At 37.8% G+C, this 21447-nt stretch carries 20 protein-coding genes; 9 read left to right on the top strand and 11 right to left on the bottom strand.

All coding sequences use genetic code 11. From position 1 onward, the window contains the following. Positions 1–73 precede the first annotated feature (73 nt). The 3 genes from ACY45D_RS12765 to trpS form a co-directional block, all read right to left on the bottom strand. The gene (locus ACY45D_RS12765; protein WP_463107080.1) at positions 74–1789 is read right to left on the bottom strand and encodes a flotillin family protein; all 1716 of its coding nucleotides are present in this window, start codon (positions 1787–1789) and stop codon (positions 74–76) included. Positions 1790–1819: 30 nt separating this feature from the next. Beyond that, positions 1820–2464 carry a YqiJ family protein gene (locus tag ACY45D_RS12760; RefSeq protein WP_463107079.1) on the bottom strand — a complete coding sequence of 215 codons (645 nt, stop codon included), beginning with the start codon at positions 2462–2464 and terminating at the stop codon, positions 1820–1822. 546 nt (positions 2465–3010) lie between these two features. Continuing rightward, positions 3011–4024, bottom strand: a complete 1014-nt coding sequence (trpS, locus tag ACY45D_RS12755) for a tryptophan--tRNA ligase (RefSeq protein ID WP_463107078.1) — start codon at positions 4022–4024, stop codon at positions 3011–3013. Positions 4025–4221: 197 nt separating this feature from the next. Between trpS and ACY45D_RS12750 the strand changes: the two genes are divergently transcribed. The 3 genes from ACY45D_RS12750 to ACY45D_RS12740 all read left to right on the top strand — a co-directional run bounded on the left by ACY45D_RS12750 (position 4222) and on the right by ACY45D_RS12740 (position 7860). Further along, complete coding sequence (locus ACY45D_RS12750; RefSeq protein ID WP_463107077.1) at positions 4222–5148, top strand: DUF808 domain-containing protein; 927 nt, start codon at positions 4222–4224, stop codon at positions 5146–5148. A gap of 41 nt (positions 5149–5189) precedes the next feature. Continuing rightward, entirely contained in the window at positions 5190–6080 is an 891-nt protein-coding gene (ypfJ, locus tag ACY45D_RS12745; protein WP_463107076.1) for a KPN_02809 family neutral zinc metallopeptidase, read from the top strand. A 280-nt stretch (positions 6081–6360) separates the two neighbouring features. Beyond that, complete coding sequence (locus ACY45D_RS12740) at positions 6361–7860, top strand: cation:proton antiporter (RefSeq protein ID WP_463107075.1); 1500 nt, start codon at positions 6361–6363, stop codon at positions 7858–7860. Between the two features lie 128 nt (positions 7861–7988). Here the strand turns inward: ACY45D_RS12740 and ACY45D_RS12735 are convergent, their stop codons facing one another. Further along, complete coding sequence (locus tag ACY45D_RS12735) at positions 7989–8954, bottom strand: alpha/beta fold hydrolase (RefSeq protein ID WP_463107074.1); 966 nt, start codon at positions 8952–8954, stop codon at positions 7989–7991. A 113-nt stretch (positions 8955–9067) separates the two neighbouring features. Here ACY45D_RS12735 and ACY45D_RS12730 point away from each other — a divergent pair, with 113 nt between their 5' ends. Further along, on the top strand, positions 9068–9382 hold the full coding sequence (locus tag ACY45D_RS12730; protein WP_463107073.1) for an MGMT family protein: 315 nt from the start codon (positions 9068–9070) through the stop codon (positions 9380–9382). Positions 9383–9495: 113 nt separating this feature from the next. Here the strand turns inward: ACY45D_RS12730 and ACY45D_RS12725 are convergent, their stop codons facing one another. Further along, positions 9496–9933: a universal stress protein gene (locus ACY45D_RS12725; protein WP_463107072.1), complete on the bottom strand. Its 438-nt coding sequence runs from the start codon at positions 9931–9933 to the stop codon at positions 9496–9498. Between the two features lie 465 nt (positions 9934–10398). Here ACY45D_RS12725 and ACY45D_RS12720 point away from each other — a divergent pair, with 465 nt between their 5' ends. Genes ACY45D_RS12720 through ACY45D_RS12710 form a run of 3 tightly spaced genes read left to right on the top strand, consistent with a single transcriptional unit; the run spans position 10399 to position 12656 of the window. Continuing rightward, positions 10399–11175 (top strand): hypothetical protein, encoded by a 777-nt coding sequence (locus tag ACY45D_RS12720; RefSeq protein ID WP_463107071.1) that lies wholly within the window; start codon positions 10399–10401, stop codon positions 11173–11175. 47 nt (positions 11176–11222) lie between these two features. Beyond that, a complete protein-coding gene (locus tag ACY45D_RS12715; protein WP_463107070.1) occupies positions 11223–11390 on the top strand; it encodes a hypothetical protein in 168 nt (55 codons plus the stop codon). A gap of 57 nt (positions 11391–11447) precedes the next feature. Continuing rightward, positions 11448–12656, top strand: a complete 1209-nt coding sequence (locus tag ACY45D_RS12710) for a KAP family P-loop NTPase fold protein (RefSeq protein WP_463107069.1) — start codon at positions 11448–11450, stop codon at positions 12654–12656. Here the strand turns inward: ACY45D_RS12710 and ACY45D_RS12705 are convergent. From ACY45D_RS12705 to carA, 4 genes are all read right to left on the bottom strand, one after another. Beyond that, positions 12648–13265, bottom strand: a complete 618-nt coding sequence (locus tag ACY45D_RS12705; RefSeq protein ID WP_463107068.1) for a CatB-related O-acetyltransferase — start codon at positions 13263–13265, stop codon at positions 12648–12650. The genes ACY45D_RS12710 and ACY45D_RS12705 overlap by 9 nt on opposite strands. 328 nt (positions 13266–13593) lie before the next feature. Next, complete coding sequence (gene greA, locus ACY45D_RS12700; protein ID WP_463107067.1) at positions 13594–14070, bottom strand: transcription elongation factor GreA; 477 nt, start codon at positions 14068–14070, stop codon at positions 13594–13596. 93 nt (positions 14071–14163) lie between these two features. After that, a complete protein-coding gene (gene carB, locus ACY45D_RS12695; RefSeq protein ID WP_463107066.1) occupies positions 14164–17397 on the bottom strand; it encodes a carbamoyl-phosphate synthase large subunit in 3234 nt (1077 codons plus the stop codon). A gap of 14 nt (positions 17398–17411) precedes the next feature. Then, positions 17412–18551 carry a glutamine-hydrolyzing carbamoyl-phosphate synthase small subunit gene (gene carA, locus ACY45D_RS12690; RefSeq protein ID WP_463107065.1) on the bottom strand — a complete coding sequence of 380 codons (1140 nt, stop codon included), beginning with the start codon at positions 18549–18551 and terminating at the stop codon, positions 17412–17414. A gap of 317 nt (positions 18552–18868) precedes the next feature. On the opposite strand from carA, the gene ACY45D_RS12685 reads away from it, so the two are divergent. Next, complete coding sequence (locus ACY45D_RS12685) at positions 18869–19378, top strand: hypothetical protein (RefSeq protein ID WP_463107064.1); 510 nt, start codon at positions 18869–18871, stop codon at positions 19376–19378. Positions 19379–19633: 255 nt separating this feature from the next. Here the strand turns inward: ACY45D_RS12685 and ACY45D_RS12680 are convergent, their stop codons facing one another. After that, positions 19634–20173 (bottom strand): DOMON-like domain-containing protein, encoded by a 540-nt coding sequence (locus tag ACY45D_RS12680; RefSeq protein ID WP_463107063.1) that lies wholly within the window; start codon positions 20171–20173, stop codon positions 19634–19636. A 12-nt stretch (positions 20174–20185) separates the two neighbouring features. Next, a complete protein-coding gene (gene yhbY, locus ACY45D_RS12675) occupies positions 20186–20509 on the bottom strand; it encodes a ribosome assembly RNA-binding protein YhbY (RefSeq protein WP_296277993.1) in 324 nt (107 codons plus the stop codon). Between the two features lie 197 nt (positions 20510–20706). Here yhbY and rlmE point away from each other — a divergent pair, with 197 nt between their 5' ends. Beyond that, the gene (gene rlmE / locus ACY45D_RS12670) at positions 20707–21357 is read left to right on the top strand and encodes a 23S rRNA (uridine(2552)-2'-O)-methyltransferase RlmE (protein ID WP_463107062.1); all 651 of its coding nucleotides are present in this window, start codon (positions 20707–20709) and stop codon (positions 21355–21357) included. Positions 21358–21447 lie beyond the last annotated feature (90 nt).

Below are 21447 nucleotides of genomic sequence, written 5' to 3'. Positions count from 1 at the left end.
ATTCTATTGGGAAGGCAAGTTATAGATTCCCGTAATAAAGCAAAGCCCCTCTATAGGGGCTTTGTTTAGTAAATCATGACTCTTTTTCAGGTTTCGGATTTAAAGATTGGGTTAAACCATTTATATCGCCACCTTTAATGCCAAGCTCATTCATTAAGCTGTCAATCAGCGGTGCTTGAGAACGGTAACGCAAGGCACTATTCACCACTTGATCTGAAAGGGCAATTTGACCTTGATCAGAAGCTTCACCTGAATGAGTGGTCGTGTTCATGCCACCTAAACCATTGACTTGCAGGATTTTGATATCGTCAATATTTTCCATTGGTTTAACGCTTTCACGAATGATTTCAGGTAAATACTTCATAAGTGCTAAGCGAATTTGCATTTCGACTTGCTCAGTCGAAAGGATGTTGTTGGCTTCATTAACAGCACGAGTACCATCAGCATCGACTTGGTATTGCTTTTCTTGAGCAGCAGCGAGTAGCATTTTTGCATCCGCTTCACCTTTAGCTTTTAAGCGTACTTTTTCAGCTTCAGCTTGTGCTGCAATACGTACAGCTTCTGCATCATCGGCAGCAGCTTGTTTAGAAGCCTCTGCGGCAACCGTAATAGCAATCGCATCCGTTTCAGCAACCTGTTTCGCTGCAACCAATTCAACCGCTTTTAAACGCTCAGCACGTTGAGTTTCACGTACAGTCGTGACTTCTTCCTCCGCTTTTACAGCTTGAGCACGTGCTTGGTCGGCCAATGCTTTGGCTTCAGATTCAGCACGTGATTTTTCGGCAATGGCGATGGCACGATCTTGTTCTGCCAATTCAATGGTTTTCTTTTGTTCAACTTGCGCTTTTTGAATTAATTGTGCTTTTTGAATATTTTCATTTTCAACATCACGTGCAGATGCAATCCGTTTTAATTCAATTTCACGTTCAGCAGCAATTCGAGCTTCTTCTGCTTCACGTTTTTTTGCCGCTTCTTGAGATGCAATTTCAGCCATTTGTTCAGCTTTACGAATAGCAATTTCACGTTCTTGTTGAAGTTTTGCATATTCTTCTTCACGTAAAATTTGTAAACGCGCTTGTTCAGTCGATAAGTTTTTTGCTTTGATGGCTAAGTCATTGTCTTGTTCAATATCATTACGTTTCTTACGACGGTCTTCAATGGTTTCAGTCAGTTTGGTTAAACCTTCTGCATCAAAGGCATTTTGTGGATTAAAATATTCAAAACTGGTTTGGTCTAAACCTGTTAAAGAAACCGTTTCTAATTCTAAACCATTTTTAAATAGATCTTCAGACACCACTTGTTGAACTTTTTGAACAAAATCGACACGTTTTTCATGCAATTCTTCCATTGCCATTTCAGCCGCAACAGCACGCAAAGAATCGACAAATTTACCTTCCACCAAGTCTTTCAGCTCTTGCGGTGACATGGTCTTTTTACCCAAAGTTTGTGCAGCAGTGGCAATCGATTCAGCAGTTGGTTTGACCCGAACATAGAATTCAGCCATCACGTCAACGCGCATACGATCACGGGTAATTAATGCCTGATCTGTTGCACGCTTTACCTCAAGGCGTAGCGTATTCATATTTACAGGAATAACTTCATGCAAAACAGGGAGTACGATGGCACCACCATTCAAAATCACCTTTTCACCACCAAAACCTGTACGTACAAAAGATACTTCTTTGCTTGAGCGTTTATATAAGCGTGCAATAATCACCCCAATGACGATCAGCGCCACGAGTATTATTCCTGCTAAAACAAGTATTTCAGATAAATTTTCAGTTAACATTTTATTATCTCTGCGTTTGTTATTTCAAAATTAAGCGGTAATCGCTTGAAAGCCAACTTTGGTTCTTTGTGTTAAAAGGACTTCCTGACCTTGTTGGAATACGATATCTGTTTCTGGTTCAACCAAGATGTAATGGGTTTGCCCAAATTGATCTACCACTTTAGCTTGAGCAGGGTAGTTGAGTTTGGCTTCACCTAAAATAATGTGTGCCTTACGTCCAATCAGTTCATCACTATGAATGGCAGTGGTTTCGTCTTGCGGCAAAATTTTGGCAATAACCAATGCACAGGTGCGGACAATGGGCATGCATAGAACAAGGCTAGCAGGTGCAATAATCCAAAGTGGGAAATAGCTTTGTGTAAAGTGATAGAAAGTGGCTTGGACAATAAAGCCAAATAATGCATATACAGTCAGAAAAATGATCAGCCAGACCAAGACTGGAATGCGTCCCAAATATAACCAATCTAAAAATTGTACAAAGAAGCCACTGTCTGCGTTGAGCTCAACATCCGGATGATGTGATTCAAGAAGTTGATCAGGAATGAACTGATCTAAAAAGCCTTGTGAAGTTGATCCAATAATTAAAAGTAAGCATTCTAAAATACCGAGCAATAACATGAGGCATAAGCTAACGCTAAAGAGTAGATTAGATGAATGAGTAAATAATTCCCACATATTGTTGTACTCAATATATTGTTTAACTTTCTTATAAAACTTATAAAAATACGTTTTAATTTTCACTAATTAATAAAAGATCGTATTAATTAATTTAATTAGCTGATCAAGCTTATCGGTTTTATTTACAGATTACAATTAAATTTTTAATTTATCACAATTAAAATCAATGTCTTATGAATTTATAAATGAGCGATAAAGAAAGCGGAAAAAGAAGCTCTTGCGTTTTGTTCGAGGATTGCTTATAACAGAAGCAGTTTTACAGATGGAACTGAAGACAAAAAAATACGCAATGATTGGGGTGATCACTGCGTAGAACAACGAATCTGCTTTCACAGTTCGGTCAAGGAGAAATGTTATGAATTTTGGGGAAGATTCATAACTTAAGTAGATAGTAGATGTTCTCATCTGTAAATTCATTGGTATTCACGTAAATAAGTGTTAACTCTCGTAAATGAGGTTAAAATGTGAACAATATCAAACAAAAAAGCCTTTCTTTTGAAAGGCTTTTTTGTTTTAAGCTGACTAAAAAATTTTAATTAATGTTTAAAAATGAAATACACCTAAGCCATTTTTAACTTCATCAAGCGTATTTTGCGTGATAATACGGCACTTTTCGGTACCTGTTTTCAAAATGTCCATGATGTAATCAGGATCTTTTGCGAGTTCCATACGACGCTCACGGATCGGTGTGATCAACTCTTTAAGAACACCTTCAAGACGTTTTTTCACAGTGCCATCACCTAAACCACCACGGCGATAGTGTGCTTTTAGCTCTTCAACTTCTTCTTTATTTGGATCAAAAGCATCTAGATAAGTAAATACGATATTACCTTCAACCTGACCTGGGTCTTCAATACGAAGGTGGTTCGGGTCGGTATACATTGCATTTACAGCTTTTTTAATGTCTTTATCAGAAGCATCTAAAACAATGGTGTTGCCTAAAGATTTAGACATTTTCGCCTTACCATCAAAACCAGGTAAACGGCTCATATTAGATAAAAGTGCTTTACATTCAGGTAAAATGTCTTGCCCAATTTGACGATTTAAACGACGAACAATTTCATTGGTCTGTTCAATCATTGGAATTTGATCTTCACCAACAGGAACAACAGACGCTTTAAATGCTGTAATGTCAGCAGCTTGAGCGACTGGATAACATAAGAATCCTGCTGGAATATCACGTTCAAAACCACGTAACTGGATTTCAGCTTTAATGGTTGGATTGCGTTCCAAACGAGAAACAGTCACAAAGTTTAAATACAACATGGTGAGTTCATTCAGTGCAGGTAAGCAAGATTGAACACAAATGGTGGTTTTTGTAGGGTCAATGCCAACCGCTAAGTAGTCTGTAGCCACTTCAAGAATGTTGCGGCGTACTTTTTCAAAATTATCCGCATTGTCTGTCAGTGCTTGAGCATCTGCAAGAAGTAAATGTTGATGATGAGAATCTTGTAAGCCTACTCTTGAGCGTAAAGAACCTACAAAATGCCCTAAATGTAGTTGTCCAGTAGGACGGTCGCCTGTCAAAATCACAGGACGATTATCTTGATTCGTCATTATCGCTTCCAAAGTCTTATTAAAGGACAGTCATGTTTTGTGAATGCGCACCATTGTACGAGATAATTTATTTTAATGTCAGTGAAATTTGGTGAAGTCATGCTTTTTATGGATAAATGTGAAAATCTACAAAATTTTCTATAGAAAAAACCATTTTCAAATTAAAATAGTGAAATAACTAAAATTTAGGATAAAAAATGGCGAGTAGTTTATTAATATTGCTGGATGATATTGCAACTGTTCTTGATGATGTTGCGGTGATGAGCAAAATGGCAGCCAAAAAAACTGCAGGTGTTTTGGGTGATGACTTAGCACTAAATGCGCAACAGGTCAGTGGTGTACGCTCAGAGCGAGAGTTACCTGTGGTGTGGAGTGTAGCCAAAGGTTCTTTTGTTAATAAGTTAATTTTAGTGCCCTTAGCTTTATTGATTAGTGTTGTTGCGCCGTGGTTAATTAATCCCTTACTGATGATTGGTGGTCTTTTTCTTTGCTATGAAGGCGTAGAGAAAGTGATTCATAGCTTACAACATAAAAAAGCCAAAACAGAAGAAGCTGCGCATGAAGAACTCAAGCAGATTGAGACTGATTTAGCGACGTTTGAAAAAGACAAGATTAAGGGTGCTGTACGTACCGATTTTATTCTTTCTGCTGAAATTGTGGTGATTTCACTGGGTACGGTGGCTGCTGCTACATTTGGCACTAAAGTCATGGTTTTGTCTGTTATTGCCATTTTAATGACCGTTGGCGTTTATGGTTTTGTCGCAATGATTGTAAAAATTGATGATTTGGGTTTGTATTTAACCCAGCAAACTTCAAATTTGAAACAAGCCATTGGTCGTGGTTTATTGGCTTTTGCTCCTAAATTAATGAAAACATTGACTATCGTGGGTACGGTCGCCATGTTCCTTGTTGGTGGCGGAATTATTACGCATACAGTTTCTTCACTGCATCATTTGACTGAAGAAGCCGTTGATCATGCACAACATATTCCTACAGTTGGTAGTATTGTTGGTGCAATTACCCCAACTTTAATCAATATGTCAGTGGGTATTGTTGCAGGTTTAATCGTGGTACTTGTGATTGGGTTGATTCAAAAAATTCGTGGTAAATCGACAACAGCTTAAGTAATAAATAATTTTCAATTTAAAATAAGAAGGATAAGACTATGCGTTGGAAAGGACGTCGTGTCAGTGAAAATGTCGAAGATCGACGTGGTGGAGGCGGTGTAAAAGCAGGCGGGATTAGTATCCTCGGTTTGATTGTGGCTTTTGTGGCTTGGAAGTTTTTTGGCGTAGATCCGCAACAAGCTTATCAAGCAACCAAACAAGTCACATCTGCTGGAGCAACGCAAAGTACTGCACCGACTTCACTGACACCTGAACAAAAAGAAGTCTCAGACTTTGTTGGAACTGTATTGGCTGATACGGAAGATACGTGGACAACTATTTTCCAACAACAAGGTGCGCAATATACAGCACCTAAATTAAAACTTTTTACTGGAAGTACTGATTCAGCTTGTGGAACAGCACAATCTGCAATGGGACCTTTTTACTGTCCTGCGGATCAAAAAGTTTATATAGATACTCAATTCTTTAAAGACATGCGTCAGCAAATGGGTATTTCAGGTGAACAAAATCAGTCTGAGCTTTCTGCAAAAGATGAAGCGGGTGATTTTGCACAAGCTTATGTGATTGCGCATGAGGTTGGGCATCATGTACAAAACCTTTTGGGGATTTCTTCTCAAGTACAAAAAGCACGCCAACAATCAAGTGAAGCGCAAGGGAATCAACTTTCAGTACGTTTAGAATTACAAGCAGATTGTTTTGCAGGTGTGTGGGCCAATCATACGCAACAGCGTACTCAGTTCTTAGAACAAGGTGATGTTGAAGAAGCGATGGATGCAGCTCAAAAAATTGGTGATGATTATCTGCAGAAGCAAGCGCGTGGTTATGCTGTACCTGATAGTTTTACGCATGGAACCAGTCAACAACGTATGCAATGGTTTAATACAGGTCTGAAATCTGGTGATGTTAATCAGTGTGATACATTTAAGTAATTTAAATTAAGTAATTTAAATATTGTCTAGTATTGAACATATTAAACATATTGAAAGAGAGGATGAAAATCCTCTCTTTTTGTTTTTCTAATTTGTTGTTCTGAGATGTGATGCGCTACATCGATAATTTTATGTTAAAAATTATAAATATTTAATTTAACTTTCTCATTTTTTTGTAAAATTATTGGGATTGTTAAATGGTCTTTTATTTTGTGTTTATTTGGGAAATGATCGAGTGTTTGATGTTGATTTCAACTAAAAAATAGAGAATAGAGGTTGCATGGGTAATTATTTCTTTCTACAGGTCTTTACAGTTGTTTTTGCACTTTCCATTGCAACAACCATTTTTAATAAACGTATTTTAGGCTTTCCTCAGGCGATTGGTGTTCCGATTGTTTCCGCAATTTTTGTCTTTATTTTGCAATGGGGCGCGAGCTTATTGAATGGAAATCAGTTTATTTCCATCAATATTCATAATATTGAAGAAGCTGTACGTCACATCGATTTCTATGATTTTTTAGTGAATGGTGTTATTTGCTTTATTTTGACGTCATCGGCACTCAAATTTAAAGTTTCAGACCTGAAGGTATATTGGAAGCCGATCAGTATTTTGGCCACAATCGCACTTTTATTCTGTGCAGTATTTTTCGCAGGCTTAGTTTTTGGTTTTCAATATTTGATTGGAAATCCTGTACCTATTTTAGTTTTACTGTTATTGGGTTCTGCTTTAGGTGCAACCGATCCTATTGGGATTAAAGGGGTTTTAAGTTCAGTTCGTGCGCCACATCATTTGATCGTTAAACTTGAGGGCGAATCTTTATTTAATGATGCCATGTGTATCGCGGTATTCATGACCTTATTAAATGTACTCGAAGGTGAGCATTTTAGTTTAGTTGCAACCTTGCAAACCTTCCTCTATGAAATTGTTGTCGCGGTAATTATTGGTTGGGCTTTTGGTTTAGGTATTTTGCGTTTACTGCGTGGTAAACATGAAATGGAATCATTGATTTTGACCACTGCTTTATTGGCATGTGGTTCATATTTAGTTGCATTATTTGCACATGCTTCAGCACCGATTGCTTGTGTAATTGGTGGCTTAATTGTCGGAAATAAATGGAAAGAAATTTTACAAGACCGTGAGATTCGTGAAGTTAATCATTTTTGGCATACGGTTGAAGGGATTATCAATTCATTCTTATTCACGTTAATTGGTTTGGAAATTTTCATTCTAGATTTGAGTACCAGTTTGATTCTCGGCGGTATTTTTGCATTCTTTGCATTACACCTTTCACGCTTTGCAGCGAACTTTTTGGCGTTTGCATTTTTCCCTAGTTTTAGACAAAAAAGCTATAACGGTAGTTTAGCAATTTTATCTTGGGGTGGGGTACGAGGAGGGATTTCCTTGGCCTTGATCCTTGCAGTTGCGAACGTTCCTGAGCTACGTGAGTATAGTAGTATTTTGATTGGTTATACTTTTATTAGCGTATTACTTTCAGGCGTGGTTTGTGGTTTAGGATTACCAGCTGTTATGAATGCTTTCTATTACAACCCAAATGAAGAAACCACTGGCTTTAAGGGGTGGTACCAACGTATGTGTAATAAAATGAACCGTAAGGGAGCGAAATACATTGTAGGTGAAGATGCAGAAGGTCACGAAACCATTACCATTTATAATCCAGAAGCATTGATTGATAAAAAATCTGCCGATGGTGTTGCAACGGTACATCATCCTAAAAAGGCACAAGAAGTGAAGCGTTTGGAAAATCCTACGAATTTTTAATCGTCAATATTGTTGTGATTGATCGTAGAAAAAGCCGAGACTATTCATTCAAATATTTTTAAATCCTTCCAGCCCTCCTTGTTCAAAGGAGGGTGTAGCAAGAGAATTCGAGGTTAGGCTAAATTTATTTATTTCGCGTGTTTTCCTAAAAAGTCTAAATACGGTTTAACCAACAATTGCTCTTGTTCCAAAATTGGCATATGACCAATCCCTTTTAAGATCACAGGTTCTTGCGCATTTTTGAGTAAGCCTTTTAATTCGGCTGCTGCTTCAACATTGATGATTTGGTCTTTGTCGCCCCATGCAATGAGTACAGGTTGATCAATAGAACGAGCTGCGATTGCAAATGAATCAGGTGTAAATAATTTAGACATCACGATCAATTGCTCTACCAATTTGGACGTATTGGCAGACTGACTGATCATGAGTTTTTCTTGCGCATCTTTTAATTCTTTTGGAATAAACGGTGGAGTATTCATGGCGATTTTCATTAAACGATCAAAATCCCCCGGTTTACTGACCAGCATGTTACGCAAGGTTGTTGGATCTTTTAAATAAGGGGTATTTGCTGACTTAAACACGCCTGCACTGTCAATTAAAAACAATGACTTGGTATCAACTGGATATTGTGCAACATAGAGTAGGGCAATCGATCCTCCCATACTATGACCTGCAATATTTAAACCATTGTCTACTTTAATCGCTTCAGCAAAACGGCGTAATTTTTCAGTTAGATTTGGAAGTGAATAATCAAAATCATTGGGAACTTTACTGTCGCCTTGACCAGGTAAATCTGGAATAATGACATGGTAATAAGGGGTCAAATAACGTGCTAAGCGATTCCAGTTATCACGACTTCCAGCTAAACCGTGAACTAACATCAGCGTAGGCTTACCTGCTTGACCGCCTTCGCTATATGCCCAGTCTATATCAGCAACTTTGATACGCTTGGTTTCCATGCCCGCCCAAGAACGTTCTTGCTGCAAGACACTTTGAATATCAATACTAGGGGCTGCTTGAGTTTGCGGGATCACTCCGATCGAAGCTAAACCTATAGCAGAGGCCATAAGTAATTGAGCTAAAGTCCGTTTCATAAATATACTCTTGTTGTTTTAGATTATCTTTTTAAGATTAGAGTAGTCGTAAACAGAATACATTTGCCTAAAAATAGTAAACTCCTCATTATCGGTCAATGGTGATTGTAATCATGCAAAATAATGAACTTGCACAACTTATTCTCAATGTGATTGTGCAAATACCGCAAGGTAAAGTTGCCAGTTATGGGCAGATCGCCAAATTAGCAGGTCTATCTAAGCATGCACGATTGGTGGGACGTGTTTTGGGGCAACTCGAACAGGGTCATGCGATTCCATGGTATAGAGTGGTGAATTCACAAGGTAAAATTAGCCTGAACAAATTAGATGAACAGGGCAATTGCATTCAAACTGCATTGTTATTGTCTGAAAATGTTGTGGTGATTGAGGGCAAAATTAATTTAAAAAAATACCAATGGACACCTTAAACTTAAAAGTCCCTATCATGGAATTATGATAAGGACTTTTAATACTCAAAAACTAAATTGTTGCGATGAAATCCTCCAAAATCAGTATTTGAAATAGATTCTTAAAACAACACTTATTTAATGACCAATACAGGAATTTGTAACTCTGTTAATAAACTTTGTGCAACACTGCCCATGATCAGTTTTTGGAAGCCTGTACGTCCATGAGAACTGAGAATGACCAAATCAATTTTTAAATCTGTGGTTGCTTGATTGATTGTACGTGCAATATTTTCACCTTCAAGTAAACGAGTTTCAACTTGAACACCTTCTGCAAGAAATTGTTCTTTCGCAACATTTATATTGTCTTGGATAAACTCTCGGGCACGTTCAATCAGCATATTGCTTTGACCGTTCGCAAGATATTCTGAAGCAATATAAGGGTCTAAAGTCATAACCTGTACGACGATGATTTTACTGTTAAATGCTTTGGCAAATTCAGCAGCATGTTTAACCACAGATAGAGACGTTTCTGAACCATCGACAGGGACAAGGATATTTTGATAAGCCATAGGTAATTTCCTTATTTTGATAAAAAATGCTGAATTGAATGATGAAAATTGAACACATAAATCAGTTTACACTTTGATCATAACGTGAATATGAAAAGAATAAAACCCAGTAATTTTATAAGGATAATTTATTGAAATATCTTAATTTATTTTTAATTAGTCAATAGCTTGTAATATCAAAATCAAGATATTTAAATCTAGAGAAACATCATGGAATTACAGGAAATGTAGAAAATAATTGAGCGATGGAATGCTAAAAATTACAAGATCATTAAAATTATGAAGAACAAAAAATATACATAATTCTGAGAATTATTATCTGTATATGTGGGAAAAGTTAAATTATTGTTCATGTTAATGATCTTGTATGTGTTGATCGACTTATATTTTTGATCTTTTTAAAATATTCACATTCATCATGCAAGATTAGCTTAATTCCATTGGACACTGGAGCGATTATTTATCATGAATATGCATAAACATGTTGTAATGCCATCAGTCTTATTCTCATCGCTAATGATGTTTTCAGTACACTCGGTTGCTGTGGGTGCAATTCAGGCTGTTCCTTTGGTTAAATTAAAAGCTGAATTATCGCAACTCAAAAAGATCTGTACAGATTTGAGTTTAACATGTTCAGAAGGGGCAGCATTATGGAAAAAGAAAGCATCGAATGGTGGCAATGTCTATTTGATTGATGCTACTCCGCAATTGATTGAACTTGTTAAAGATAAGAATCGTTATAAAGTCGTTGATGTATGGAATTTTAAAAATTATCAGCATTACAATAAAAATTCTAAGGATGGTGAATTGGGTGATTACGGCACTGGAATTTTCCCTGCATTTTATCCTTTGAATCGGCAAAAGTTTGCAATTGCTATCGTTCAGCATTGGGGTACTGGTTATTCAGGTGGTGGCAAAGGTGAACAGTTTGCAGATTTTGTGATGTTAGAACCGAAAGGGAAGTATCAGTTAGCTTTGGCAGACGTTCCTTTTTATTCTTATGAAATGATTCGAGCATGTTTCTCTGAAAAAGATTATAAGACTTCGCCGCATTGCCATGATGAAAGTGGTTCAAGTTTATCGATTCAATTCAAGGATGTAGGAAAGCCTTATTATCAATGGACTTTGAACTATACAGATTTTACTTGGGAGGCTTTTAAACCTGAAAAGGATAAAATCGTAGAAAAGCATCGTGTAGTGGTGATGCCGTTTTGCAGAAGAAAAAATGACTTTTCAATGTAGATGGAGTTCGGTCATACTGTAGTTAACTTGATGATAATGAATAGTTAATGACTGAACAAAATCAATTAAATTGGCAACGTACAAATTTAGATAATATTGAACAAGCTTGGGAGGGGGATCTTTGGGATCGGAAACGCCTAGGTATTCAATTAACCAATTATGTAGATCGTTTGAACTGTGGTGCTGTGCTTGCTTTAGATGCGCGTTGGGGCTAGGGGAAAACTTGGTTTGTAAGGCATTGGAAAAAGCATTTAGAAGATGAAAACCATAATGTGATTTATTTGGATGCATTTGCAAATGATTATTTGGAAGATCCATTTTTAGTAATTTCTTCTGAAATCACAAGTTGCCTTGCAAAAGATGATAATGTTTCAAGTCAAATCAATACTTTTAAAGAAAAAGCTGCAGCAGCTTATCAAGCGCTATTGCCTAGCTTACCTAAAGTGTTGCTTACACTGGGACTAAATTTGATTAGTGGTGGAGTTTTAGGAACATTAGCACAACAAGCTTATGAAACAGGTGAAAAAGTTATTGAATCAGCAAGTGATGAAATTGGCGAAAAAATTAAAGAAAGTATTGAAGCCAAAATTGAAAGCCACGAAGCTGATAAAAATACGTTATTAGCATTTAAGCAAGAATTAGCTCAATTAGCTGATAAGTTAGAAAAACCTTTGGTTTTTATTATTGATGAACTGGATCGTTGTCGCCCTGATTTTGCAATTCGTTTGATTGAGCGAATCAAGCATTTCTTTGATATTCCTAAAATTGTATTTGTTTTAGTGATGGATAAAACTCAGTTTTCAAAAGTCGTTTGCCATAACTACGGTTATGATGAAGAATTGGGTGAAGAGTATTTAGATAAATTTGTGGATTTTTCCCTAAGGCTTAATCCACCAAAAATAAATGGAAGGTTGGATTTTGTAAGGCAGAAATTAGAGGAACTGGGAATTAAAACAAATAGAAATAGTTTTTTAAAAATAGATTATTTATTTGCTTTTATGGCAGAAAATTGTAGAACGAACTCTAGGGAGTTGCTTCGGTTGATGCATTCTTTCAATCTTTTAGCTCTAGAGGAACAAAGAAAAAATCATATTTTAGTTGTTTATTTATTTTTGAGAAAAAAACTGCAAATACAACATTCTACAATTGATGTTTATAAGTTCTTAACGCAATGGTTTAAGTTAATTGTTGACTCGGACATTGGACTAATGCAGCAGTTAAGTTATAGGCAGCAAGAAATGAATGATCGTGGAAGAGTTTTTAGTAAACATCAATTATATGGAGATATTTTAAATTCTTCTAAAGATGTCATTATACCAAGATTTTTTATGATGAACTTAGATGAAGTACTTAAAGAGTCATCTAATGAATATATTTTAAATCAAGTTACTAAACTTCCTTTTGATAGTTATGAGGATGAGGATATTTTAGATTTCAAGAAAGAATGGGAGTTTTATATTTCGAGTGGGTTGTCAACTTAAGTATCTAAGTAAAGCATCCACATCATCCGTTTGCAATTCTTCCCGCATCTTTAAAATCTGTTTTTCATCTAAATCATATAATTTAAGGGATAGCAGTTTTTCAATGTCTTGTTTAGGAAAACGATACTTAATCACTTTAGCAGGAACACCGCCGACAATGGCATAAGGTGGTACATCTTGCGTGACCACAGCACCAGTTGCAACCACAGCACCTTCGCCAAGGGTCACACCTTGCATGATCATGGCACGGCTACCAATCCAGCAACCATCAGCAATCACTGTGTCACCCGCAGCTAAAAAACTACGTGTATCAAAAGGGAAGGTTGAAATCCAATCTGGACGATGTAACTGATTACCACCCATCATAATCACACATTCCGCTCCAAAACAGACGAAATTGCCGATATATAACTGATCAATTGGCTTTTCCGCTGTAGAGGGCTTATCGTGTAAATAACGCACGACACAACGCTCAAAACCTTGATCCCAATACGCTGAATAATAAGAATAATTACCCTTAATGTGGATGTTTGGATTTTTTACCGTTTTAGCAATAAATTCAAACTCACACCAGTGTTTGACAGGGGAATTGATCAAAGGTTCAGACATAGGATGATAACGTTGCAGGGTGAAAGGAATTATAGCAAATAAAACGCTTCCTTTGAAAAGAGGAGGGAAATGGATTGCTTAAATCTAACAACTTCTTTACTGATATCCCTCATCCCAACCTTATTCCTTAGGAGGTAGGAGTATTCAATCTAGATTGAATTTTGAGTATTGGTTTGAGGGTTTGTATATACCTTAAACCTATCTCATTCTTATAATGAAGTTTCCCTCTCTTATTCGGTGAAGGTTAGGGAGGAGTGTTTCGGAAAATACAAAAACAAAAAAATCCCCTCAAGTGAGGGGATTCGATAACCGTAAATATCAGAAAAAATTAGAGATATTCTACAGTCACAATTTCGTATTCCACTTCACCTTGTGGCGTTACAATTTTCACTTCGTCGCCTTCATTTTTACTCAATAGACCGCGAGCAATAGGTGAGTTCACTGAAATTTTATTGATCTTAAAATCAGCTTCATCATCGCCAACAATTTTATAAGTCTTACGTTCTTCAGTGTCGATATTTTCAATCGTGACGGTCACACCAAAAACCACACGACCATTTTGTTCAAGTGTTTTCACATCAATTTCTTGAGCAGCGCCAAGCTTACCCTCGATATCTTGAATACGCCCCTCACAGAAACCTTGTTGCTCACGAGCTGCATGGTATTCTGCATTTTCTTTTAAATCGCCATGTTCACGTGCTTCTGCGATTGCGGCAATGATACGTGGACGATCAACAGACTTAAGCTGTTGTAATTCTTTCTCTAAGGCAACCTTGCCTTCAGGAGTCATAGGATAACGTTGCATTGTTGTCCCTCAATTATGTTAGTGAATAAAACACAGGTTTAGAAATAAAAAAAGCCCGCTACCGAGAGGTAACGGGACTTCTCGGTAAACGAATTAACCTACAGTTTGTAAATCTTGCAAACGGTATACATCCATTGGCAATTGAATCGCTAAAGCTTGGCATAAAGCATCAGCACCATTCAAGGTTGTTGTGTTATACACTTTACCTTGAAGGGCTGAACGACGAATCGAGAACGAGTCTTGTTGAGCTTGTTTGCCTTCAGTTGTATTAATAATGAGGTGAATCTCGCCATTTTTCAAGCGGTCCACGATATTAGGACGACCTTCAGTGACTTTGTTCACACGTTCACATTCAATACCCGCAGCTTTAATGACATCATAGGTACCGCCAGTTGCGATCACTTTGAAACCAAAGTCTACAAGTTGTTTGGCAATACCTACCGCACGTGGTTTGTCTGAATCACGAACAGAGATAAAAGCATGCTTCACTTCGCCTTCGGTTGGAAGACCTGGTAAGCGTTCATTTGCGCCTAATACAGCTTTATAGAATGCTTCACCAAAGGTTTTACCTACACCCATTACTTCGCCTGTAGATTTCATCTCAGGGCCAAGAATCGGGTCAACACCAGGGAACTTGTTGAATGGGAATACAGCTTCTTTTACAGAGAAGTAAGTTGGGATGATTTCTTTCGTGAATCCTTGAGATTCTAAAGACTGACCCGCCATACAACGTGCTGCAACTTTGGCTAACGATTCACCGATACATTTAGATACGAATGGCACAGTACGTGATGCACGTGGATTCACTTCTAAAATGTAAATGTCTTCGCCTTTCACTGCAAACTGTACGTTCATCAAACCAACAACGCCAAGTTCTTTTGCCATAGCAATGGTTTGACGACGCATTTCATCTTGGATTTCGTCAGACAGCGAATATGGAGGAATCGAACATGCTGAGTCACCTGAGTGAATACCCGCTTGTTCAATGTGCTGCATAATACCGCCAATCACAACGTCTTTACCATCAGAAACACAGTCTACGTCAACTTCGATCGCGTCATCTAAGAAACGGTCAAGCAGAACTGGTGCTTCATTTGAAGCTTGTACTGCATCACGTAAATAACGTTTTAATTCATCGTCGTTATACACGATTTCCATTGCACGTCCGCCCAATACATAAGAAGGGCGTACAACCAATGGATAACCTACTTTAGACGCTTCAGCCATACCTTCTTCAGCAGATTTTACAATGCTGTTGTTTGGTTGACGAAGTTGTAGACGTTGAATCATTTGTTGGAAACGTTCACGGTCTTCTGCACGGTCAATCGCATCTGGTGATGTACCGATAATTGGTGCACCCGCTTCTTCTAAAGCACGAGCCAATTTAAGCGGAGTTTGACCACCGTACTGAACGATAATACCTTTTGGCTTTTCAGTACGAACGATTTCAAGTACATCTTCCAAGGTGATTGGTTCGAAGTACAAACGATCTGAAGTGTCATAATCTGTTGAAACTGTTTCAGGGTTACAGTTCACCATGATTGTTTCGTAGCCATCTTCACGCATTGCAAGCGCTGCATGTACACAGCAGTAATCGAACTCGATCCCTTGACCAATACGGTTAGGACCACCACCGATCACCATGATCTTGTCTTTCGTTGAAGGATTTGCTTCACATTCTTCATCATATGTTGAATACATATAAGCAGTATCTGATTCGAATTCAGCTGCACATGTATCAACACGTTTGTAAACTGGGTAAACGCCCAAGTTCCAACGATGTTTACGGAATTGCTTTTGTGAAATACCCATTAAGTTCGCAATACGTAGGTCAGATAAACCTTTGCGTTTGAATGAACGAATATTCTCAGCGTTTAAGTCACCAAAGCCCAAAGTTTTAATTTGTTCTTCAGTTTTGATAATGTCTTGGATTTGAATCAAGAACCAACGGTCAATTTTGGTAGCTTCAAAAACTTCATCTAAAGAGAAGCCATGACGGAATGCATCGGCAACATACCAAATACGGTCAGGGCCTGGCACTTTAAGTTCAACTAAGATTTTATCTTTCGCATTCTCTGTACCAGCTTCGATTTTTTCATCAAAACCGCACACACCTACTTCAAGACCACGTAGGGCTTTTTGTACAGATTCTTGGAAGTTACGACCAATCGCCATTACTTCACCAACAGACTTCATCTGAGTTGTCAGTGTTGCATCAGCTTGAGGGAACTTCTCGAAGTTAAAACGAGGAATCTTTGTAACAACATAGTCAATTGCAGGTTCAAAAGATGCAGGTGTTACACCGCCAGTGATGTCATTTTTTAACTCATCAAGGGTATAACCAACAGCAAGTTTCGCAGCGATTTTTGCAATCGGGAAGCCTGTTGCTTTTGAAGCCAAAGCAGAAGAACGAGAAACACGTGGATTCATCTCGATCACGACCATACGACCAGTATTTGGGCAGATACCGAACTGAACGTTTGAACCACCTGTTTCAACACCAATTTCACGCAGTACAGCTAAAGAAGCATTACGAAGTAATTGGAACTCTTTATCTGTCAATGTTTGAGCAGGCGCAACAGTGATCGAGTCACCTGTGTGTACACCCATTGGATCGAAGTTTTCAATCGTACATACGATGATACAGTTGTCGTTTTTGTCACGAACAACTTCCATCTCGTATTCTTTCCAACCAATTAAAGATTCATCAATCAATAACTGTTTCGTTGGAGAAAGATCGAAACCACGTTCACAGATTTCAATAAATTCTTGTTTGTTATAAGCAATACCACCGCCTGAACCACCCATGGTGAATGATGGGCGGATAATCACAGGGAAGCCGAAACGTGCTTGAATTTCTAAAGCTTGTTCCATTGACTCTGCAATATCTGCTTTTGGACATTCAAGACCAATTTTACGCATTGCTTCATCAAAAAGTTTACGGTCTTCAGCTTTTTCAATTGCTTCTTTGGTCGCACCAATCAATTCAACATTGTATTTTTCTAAAATACCGTTGGCATCCAATGCAAGTGCACAGTTCAACGCTGTTTGACCACCCATTGTTGGAAGAACTGCATCTGGGCGTTCTTTCTCAATGATTTGTGCAACAGTTTGCCAAGTAATCGGTTCGATATACGTCGCATCTGCCATTGTTGGGTCAGTCATAATGGTCGCTGGATTAGAGTTCACCAAAATAACACGATAGCCTTCTTCACGAAGTGCTTTACAAGCTTGCGCACCTGAGTAGTCAAACTCACATGCTTGACCGATCACAATCGGGCCTGCACCAATAATTAAGATACTTTTAATGTCTGTACGTTTAGCCATGATCGCTTCCTTAATTACTTCTTAGATGCTTCAATAAGTTCGATAAAATGATCGAACAATGGGGCACAGTCATGTGGACCAGGGCTTGCTTCAGGGTGACCTTGGAAGCTGAATGCAGGTTTGTCAGTACGATGAATACCTTGGTTTGTACCGTCAAACAATGAGCGATGGGTCACTTTTAAGTTTGCAGGTAAAGTACTTTCGTCGACAGCAAAGCCGTGGTTTTGAGAAGTAATCATCACTGTAGCATTCTCAAGGTTTTGTACAGGATGGTTTGCGCCGTGGTGACCATGATTCATTTTCATTGTCTTAGCGCCAGAAGCGAGTGCTAAAATTTGGTGACCCAAACAAATACCAAAGACAGGTAAGTTTGTTGTTTCAACAATTGTTTTAACAGCTTCAATGGCATAGTCACAAGCTGCAGGATCGCCAGGACCATTTGATAAAAATACGCCATCTGGATTTAAAGCAAGGACTTTTTCAGCAGGCGTTTGCGCAGGAACAACTGTAAGTTTACAGCCACGGTCTGCAAGCATACGTAAGATGTTGGTTTTGACACCGTAATCGTATGCAACAACATGGAATTTAGTTTCAGGTTGAGAAAAGCCTTGACCTAAAGCCCAAGAACCCTCAGTCCATTCAAAACCTTCAGGATCGCAACATTCTTTAGCAAGGTCTAAACCCGTTAAACCACCAAAAGCACGTGCTTTTTCAATCGCTTCTTCTGCGGTGATATTTTCGCCAGCAAGGATGCATCCGTTTTGAGCACCTTTGTCACGAAGAATACGGGTTAATTTTCGAGTATCGATATCTGCAATGGCAACCACATTATGTTGTTGTAAATAGTCGCCAAGAGATTGATTTGATCGGAAGTTACTGTGTAATAACGGTAAGTCACGAATGATTAAGCCATTCGCCCATACTTTATGAATGCGGCCAGACTCAACGTCTTCATCATTACAACCAGTATTCCCGATATGTGGGTAGGTTAAAGTTACAAGTTGCTGTGCATAACTTGGGTCAGTTAAAATTTCCTGATAACCAGTCATGGCAGTGTTAAAAACGACTTCACCAGTCGTACTACCCGTAGCGCCGATCGATGTACCTTTAAAAACAGTACCGTCAGCAAGGGCTAAAATGGCGGGGGTGCTCAAACCATAGCTCCTGAACTAAAACCACAAAAATAGGGCTGTAAAAAAGCGAGTAGACGAAAAAAAAGGAAGGCTAACTAAATCCTACCCTCCTCATGTCTGCTCGCTTGTAACTTAACAGCGCATTATACGCATGAATGCTTTTAAAGTCCATTTTATTTATGCTGAATATATAAGATAAATCCCTTGCTATTTGAAATAATTTCTGTTTCTAAAAAATGTCTGAAATTTGTAAGTATTTTAGAATTGTCAGACAAATCAGAATTTAAAATTTATCTATTCACGTTATTGTGGCGGTTCACATTCCAGGGGGAATCGAAATGACTACATCTACTGATAAAGATCTAGATAAAGCACCAAAAGCGAAAGCAGCAGTAAAAGAAGCTGTAACTGAAGTGAAAGAAGTTGTTACTGAAACGGCTGAAAACTTAGAGAAATTAGGTAAAGAAGCGCAGCAAAAGGTCACTGAAGCTGTTGCGGAAACTAAAGCTAAACTTGAAGTTGAAGCAGAACAATTGAATGGTCAAGTTCAAGATCAAGTGCAAAACTTTAAGCAAGATCTTGTACAACGCATTGACGTGATTAAAACTCAGTTTTCAACTTCACAAAAAGATTTAGTTGAATTGGCTGATTTCTTAAAAACTGAATTAAGCCAACTTGTAAAAGAGTTAACTGAAGTGGGTAAAGAAATTCGTCAAGACGTTACTCAAATTTCGTCTAAGCACAAAGAGCAGTTAACTGAAACTTTAAAACGTTCTAAAGAACATACTTTAGATGCATGGAAAAAAGTTTCTGCAAAAGTTGAAGAAAATACAACTTTAAAAAGTTAAGTTTCAAAATCACAACTTTTATTCACTGAGCATTTGATGTTTTGTGAGATTGAATGAGTGGTGATTTTTAGAAATTAGAGAAGAGAAAGGCAGGTCATGGTTGATTTGCCTTTTTTTATGAACAAAAAGATTGAATATAAAAATTACTGCTGTTTTTTGATCATCTTTTGGCTTTTACGAGAGCATTTAATAGGTAATAAAAAAGTGAGGTTATTTGCCTCACTCATTTACATGTATTTTTAATGTAATGAATCATTAAAACACATGTAGCCAATCACGTTTATTATGAAAATCAGCCTGTTGTCCACTATGTTGCATAGCAAACAATTGTTGGCCTTGTGTCGTGTCGAAAACAGCACTTAGACCGACGAATAAATCTGACCATTTCAACTTATTGGCTAACATAAATTCGGTTAAATCTAAACTTACATTTAATCCGTAATGGGTGCGTTTTAACTGATTGAGTTCGATGTCATACGCCACTTTGGGTGGCATTTGTTCAGGATAGCGATATTCTTCGAACTGGTAAGCTTGCCATGCTTGGGAAGGGGAGAGATTAATCTCACGATAATAATCTTCACCTTGCACACCAATAAAAATCTCAAAACAAGTTTTTTCCCAAAGAAAATCCATACGTGGATTGGATGCAACCATATCTGGGTAAATAATCAATTGATTTGGATCACGCAACCAATAACCTACATTTAAGGTATAAGGGCTGAGTTGCTCAATTGCGCCAACCAAGGAAATACTTTGAAAGCGACGATCAAAAGCATTTAATTCATAACTTGCCATGAAAATTTAGTCTTAATTTGAAAGATGAGCGTGACGAACTAAATTGGATAACTTAGGATTTTGTTTCGGTGCTTTTTTGTAAAGCAAAACAATTTTACCAATGGTTTGTACCATTTCAGCGCCAGTGATCTCTGCAATTTCAGCCATTGTTGCAGCACGCGCTTCGCGATCTTCACCAGTAACTTTAACTTTAATCAACTCATGATCATTTAAAGCGCGGTTTAATTCTTCAACGACACTTTCAGTCAAGCCTTTATCTCCAAGCATTACCACTGGATTTAAAGCATGTCCGATTTGACGTAAACGCTTACGTTCTTGGATAGAGAGAGTCGCCATAAAAATAACCTAATTCTAAAAACGACCTAGTATAACAAATGCCGTATCACTGCGCTGTAAAATCTGTAGAAATAATCGATTAAGCTGATTCATAAAAATCATGCCAATATCTCGGTTTTAGATACAGATGCCTACTGCAAAGGAAAAGTTTTTCACGTACAATCAATAATGATTGATTAATTTGTATTAAGAGAGTTATGGCTACACGCATTACCAACCAAAAGTTATCAAAAAGTAGTCGTGCGTGGATGAGAGAGCATCTAGATGATCCTTTTGTAAAAAAGGCTCAGAAAGAAGGTTATCGAGCTCGTGCTGCATACAAGCTGCTTGAAATTCAAGAAAAATATAAAATGATTAAACCGGGTATGACTGTTGTCGACCTTGGCGCAGCACCAGGAAGTTGGTCACAAATTGCTGGAAAACTGGTCGGTGACAAAGGTTTAGTGATTGCCTCTGATATTTTAGAAATGGATGCTTTACCCGATGTAACCTTCTTACAAGGTGACTTTCGTGAAGAAGAAGTTTTCGAAAAATTGTTAAATATTTTAAATGGACGCACTGTAGACGTTGTAATTTCGGATATGGCCCCCAATACATCAGGTAATAGGGCTGTAGATCAACCTCGCCAGATTTACTTGTGTGAATTAGCACTGGATTTTGCCAATAAGGTTTTAGGACCAAAAGGGCAATTTTTAGTAAAAGTTTTCCAAGGTTCTGGTTTTGATGAGTTCCGAAAGCAAGTCGTGGATAGTTTTGAAGTCTTAAAAACTGCAAAACCTGCTGCTTCACGTGCACGTTCCAAAGAAGTTTTTTTACTTGGACAAGGCCGTAAAAAAGTTTCGCAATAACGACTGGTTTTAAGGTATGTTCTTTATTGGTGATGAATTGCCAACAAAAGCTTGCCAAGTTGTTAAAAATTGTGCATTTTGTACCTTTTT

The organism is Acinetobacter sp. BZX-2 (genome assembly GCF_055179795.1).
This window is presented reverse-complemented; position numbering and strand designations above follow the sequence as displayed.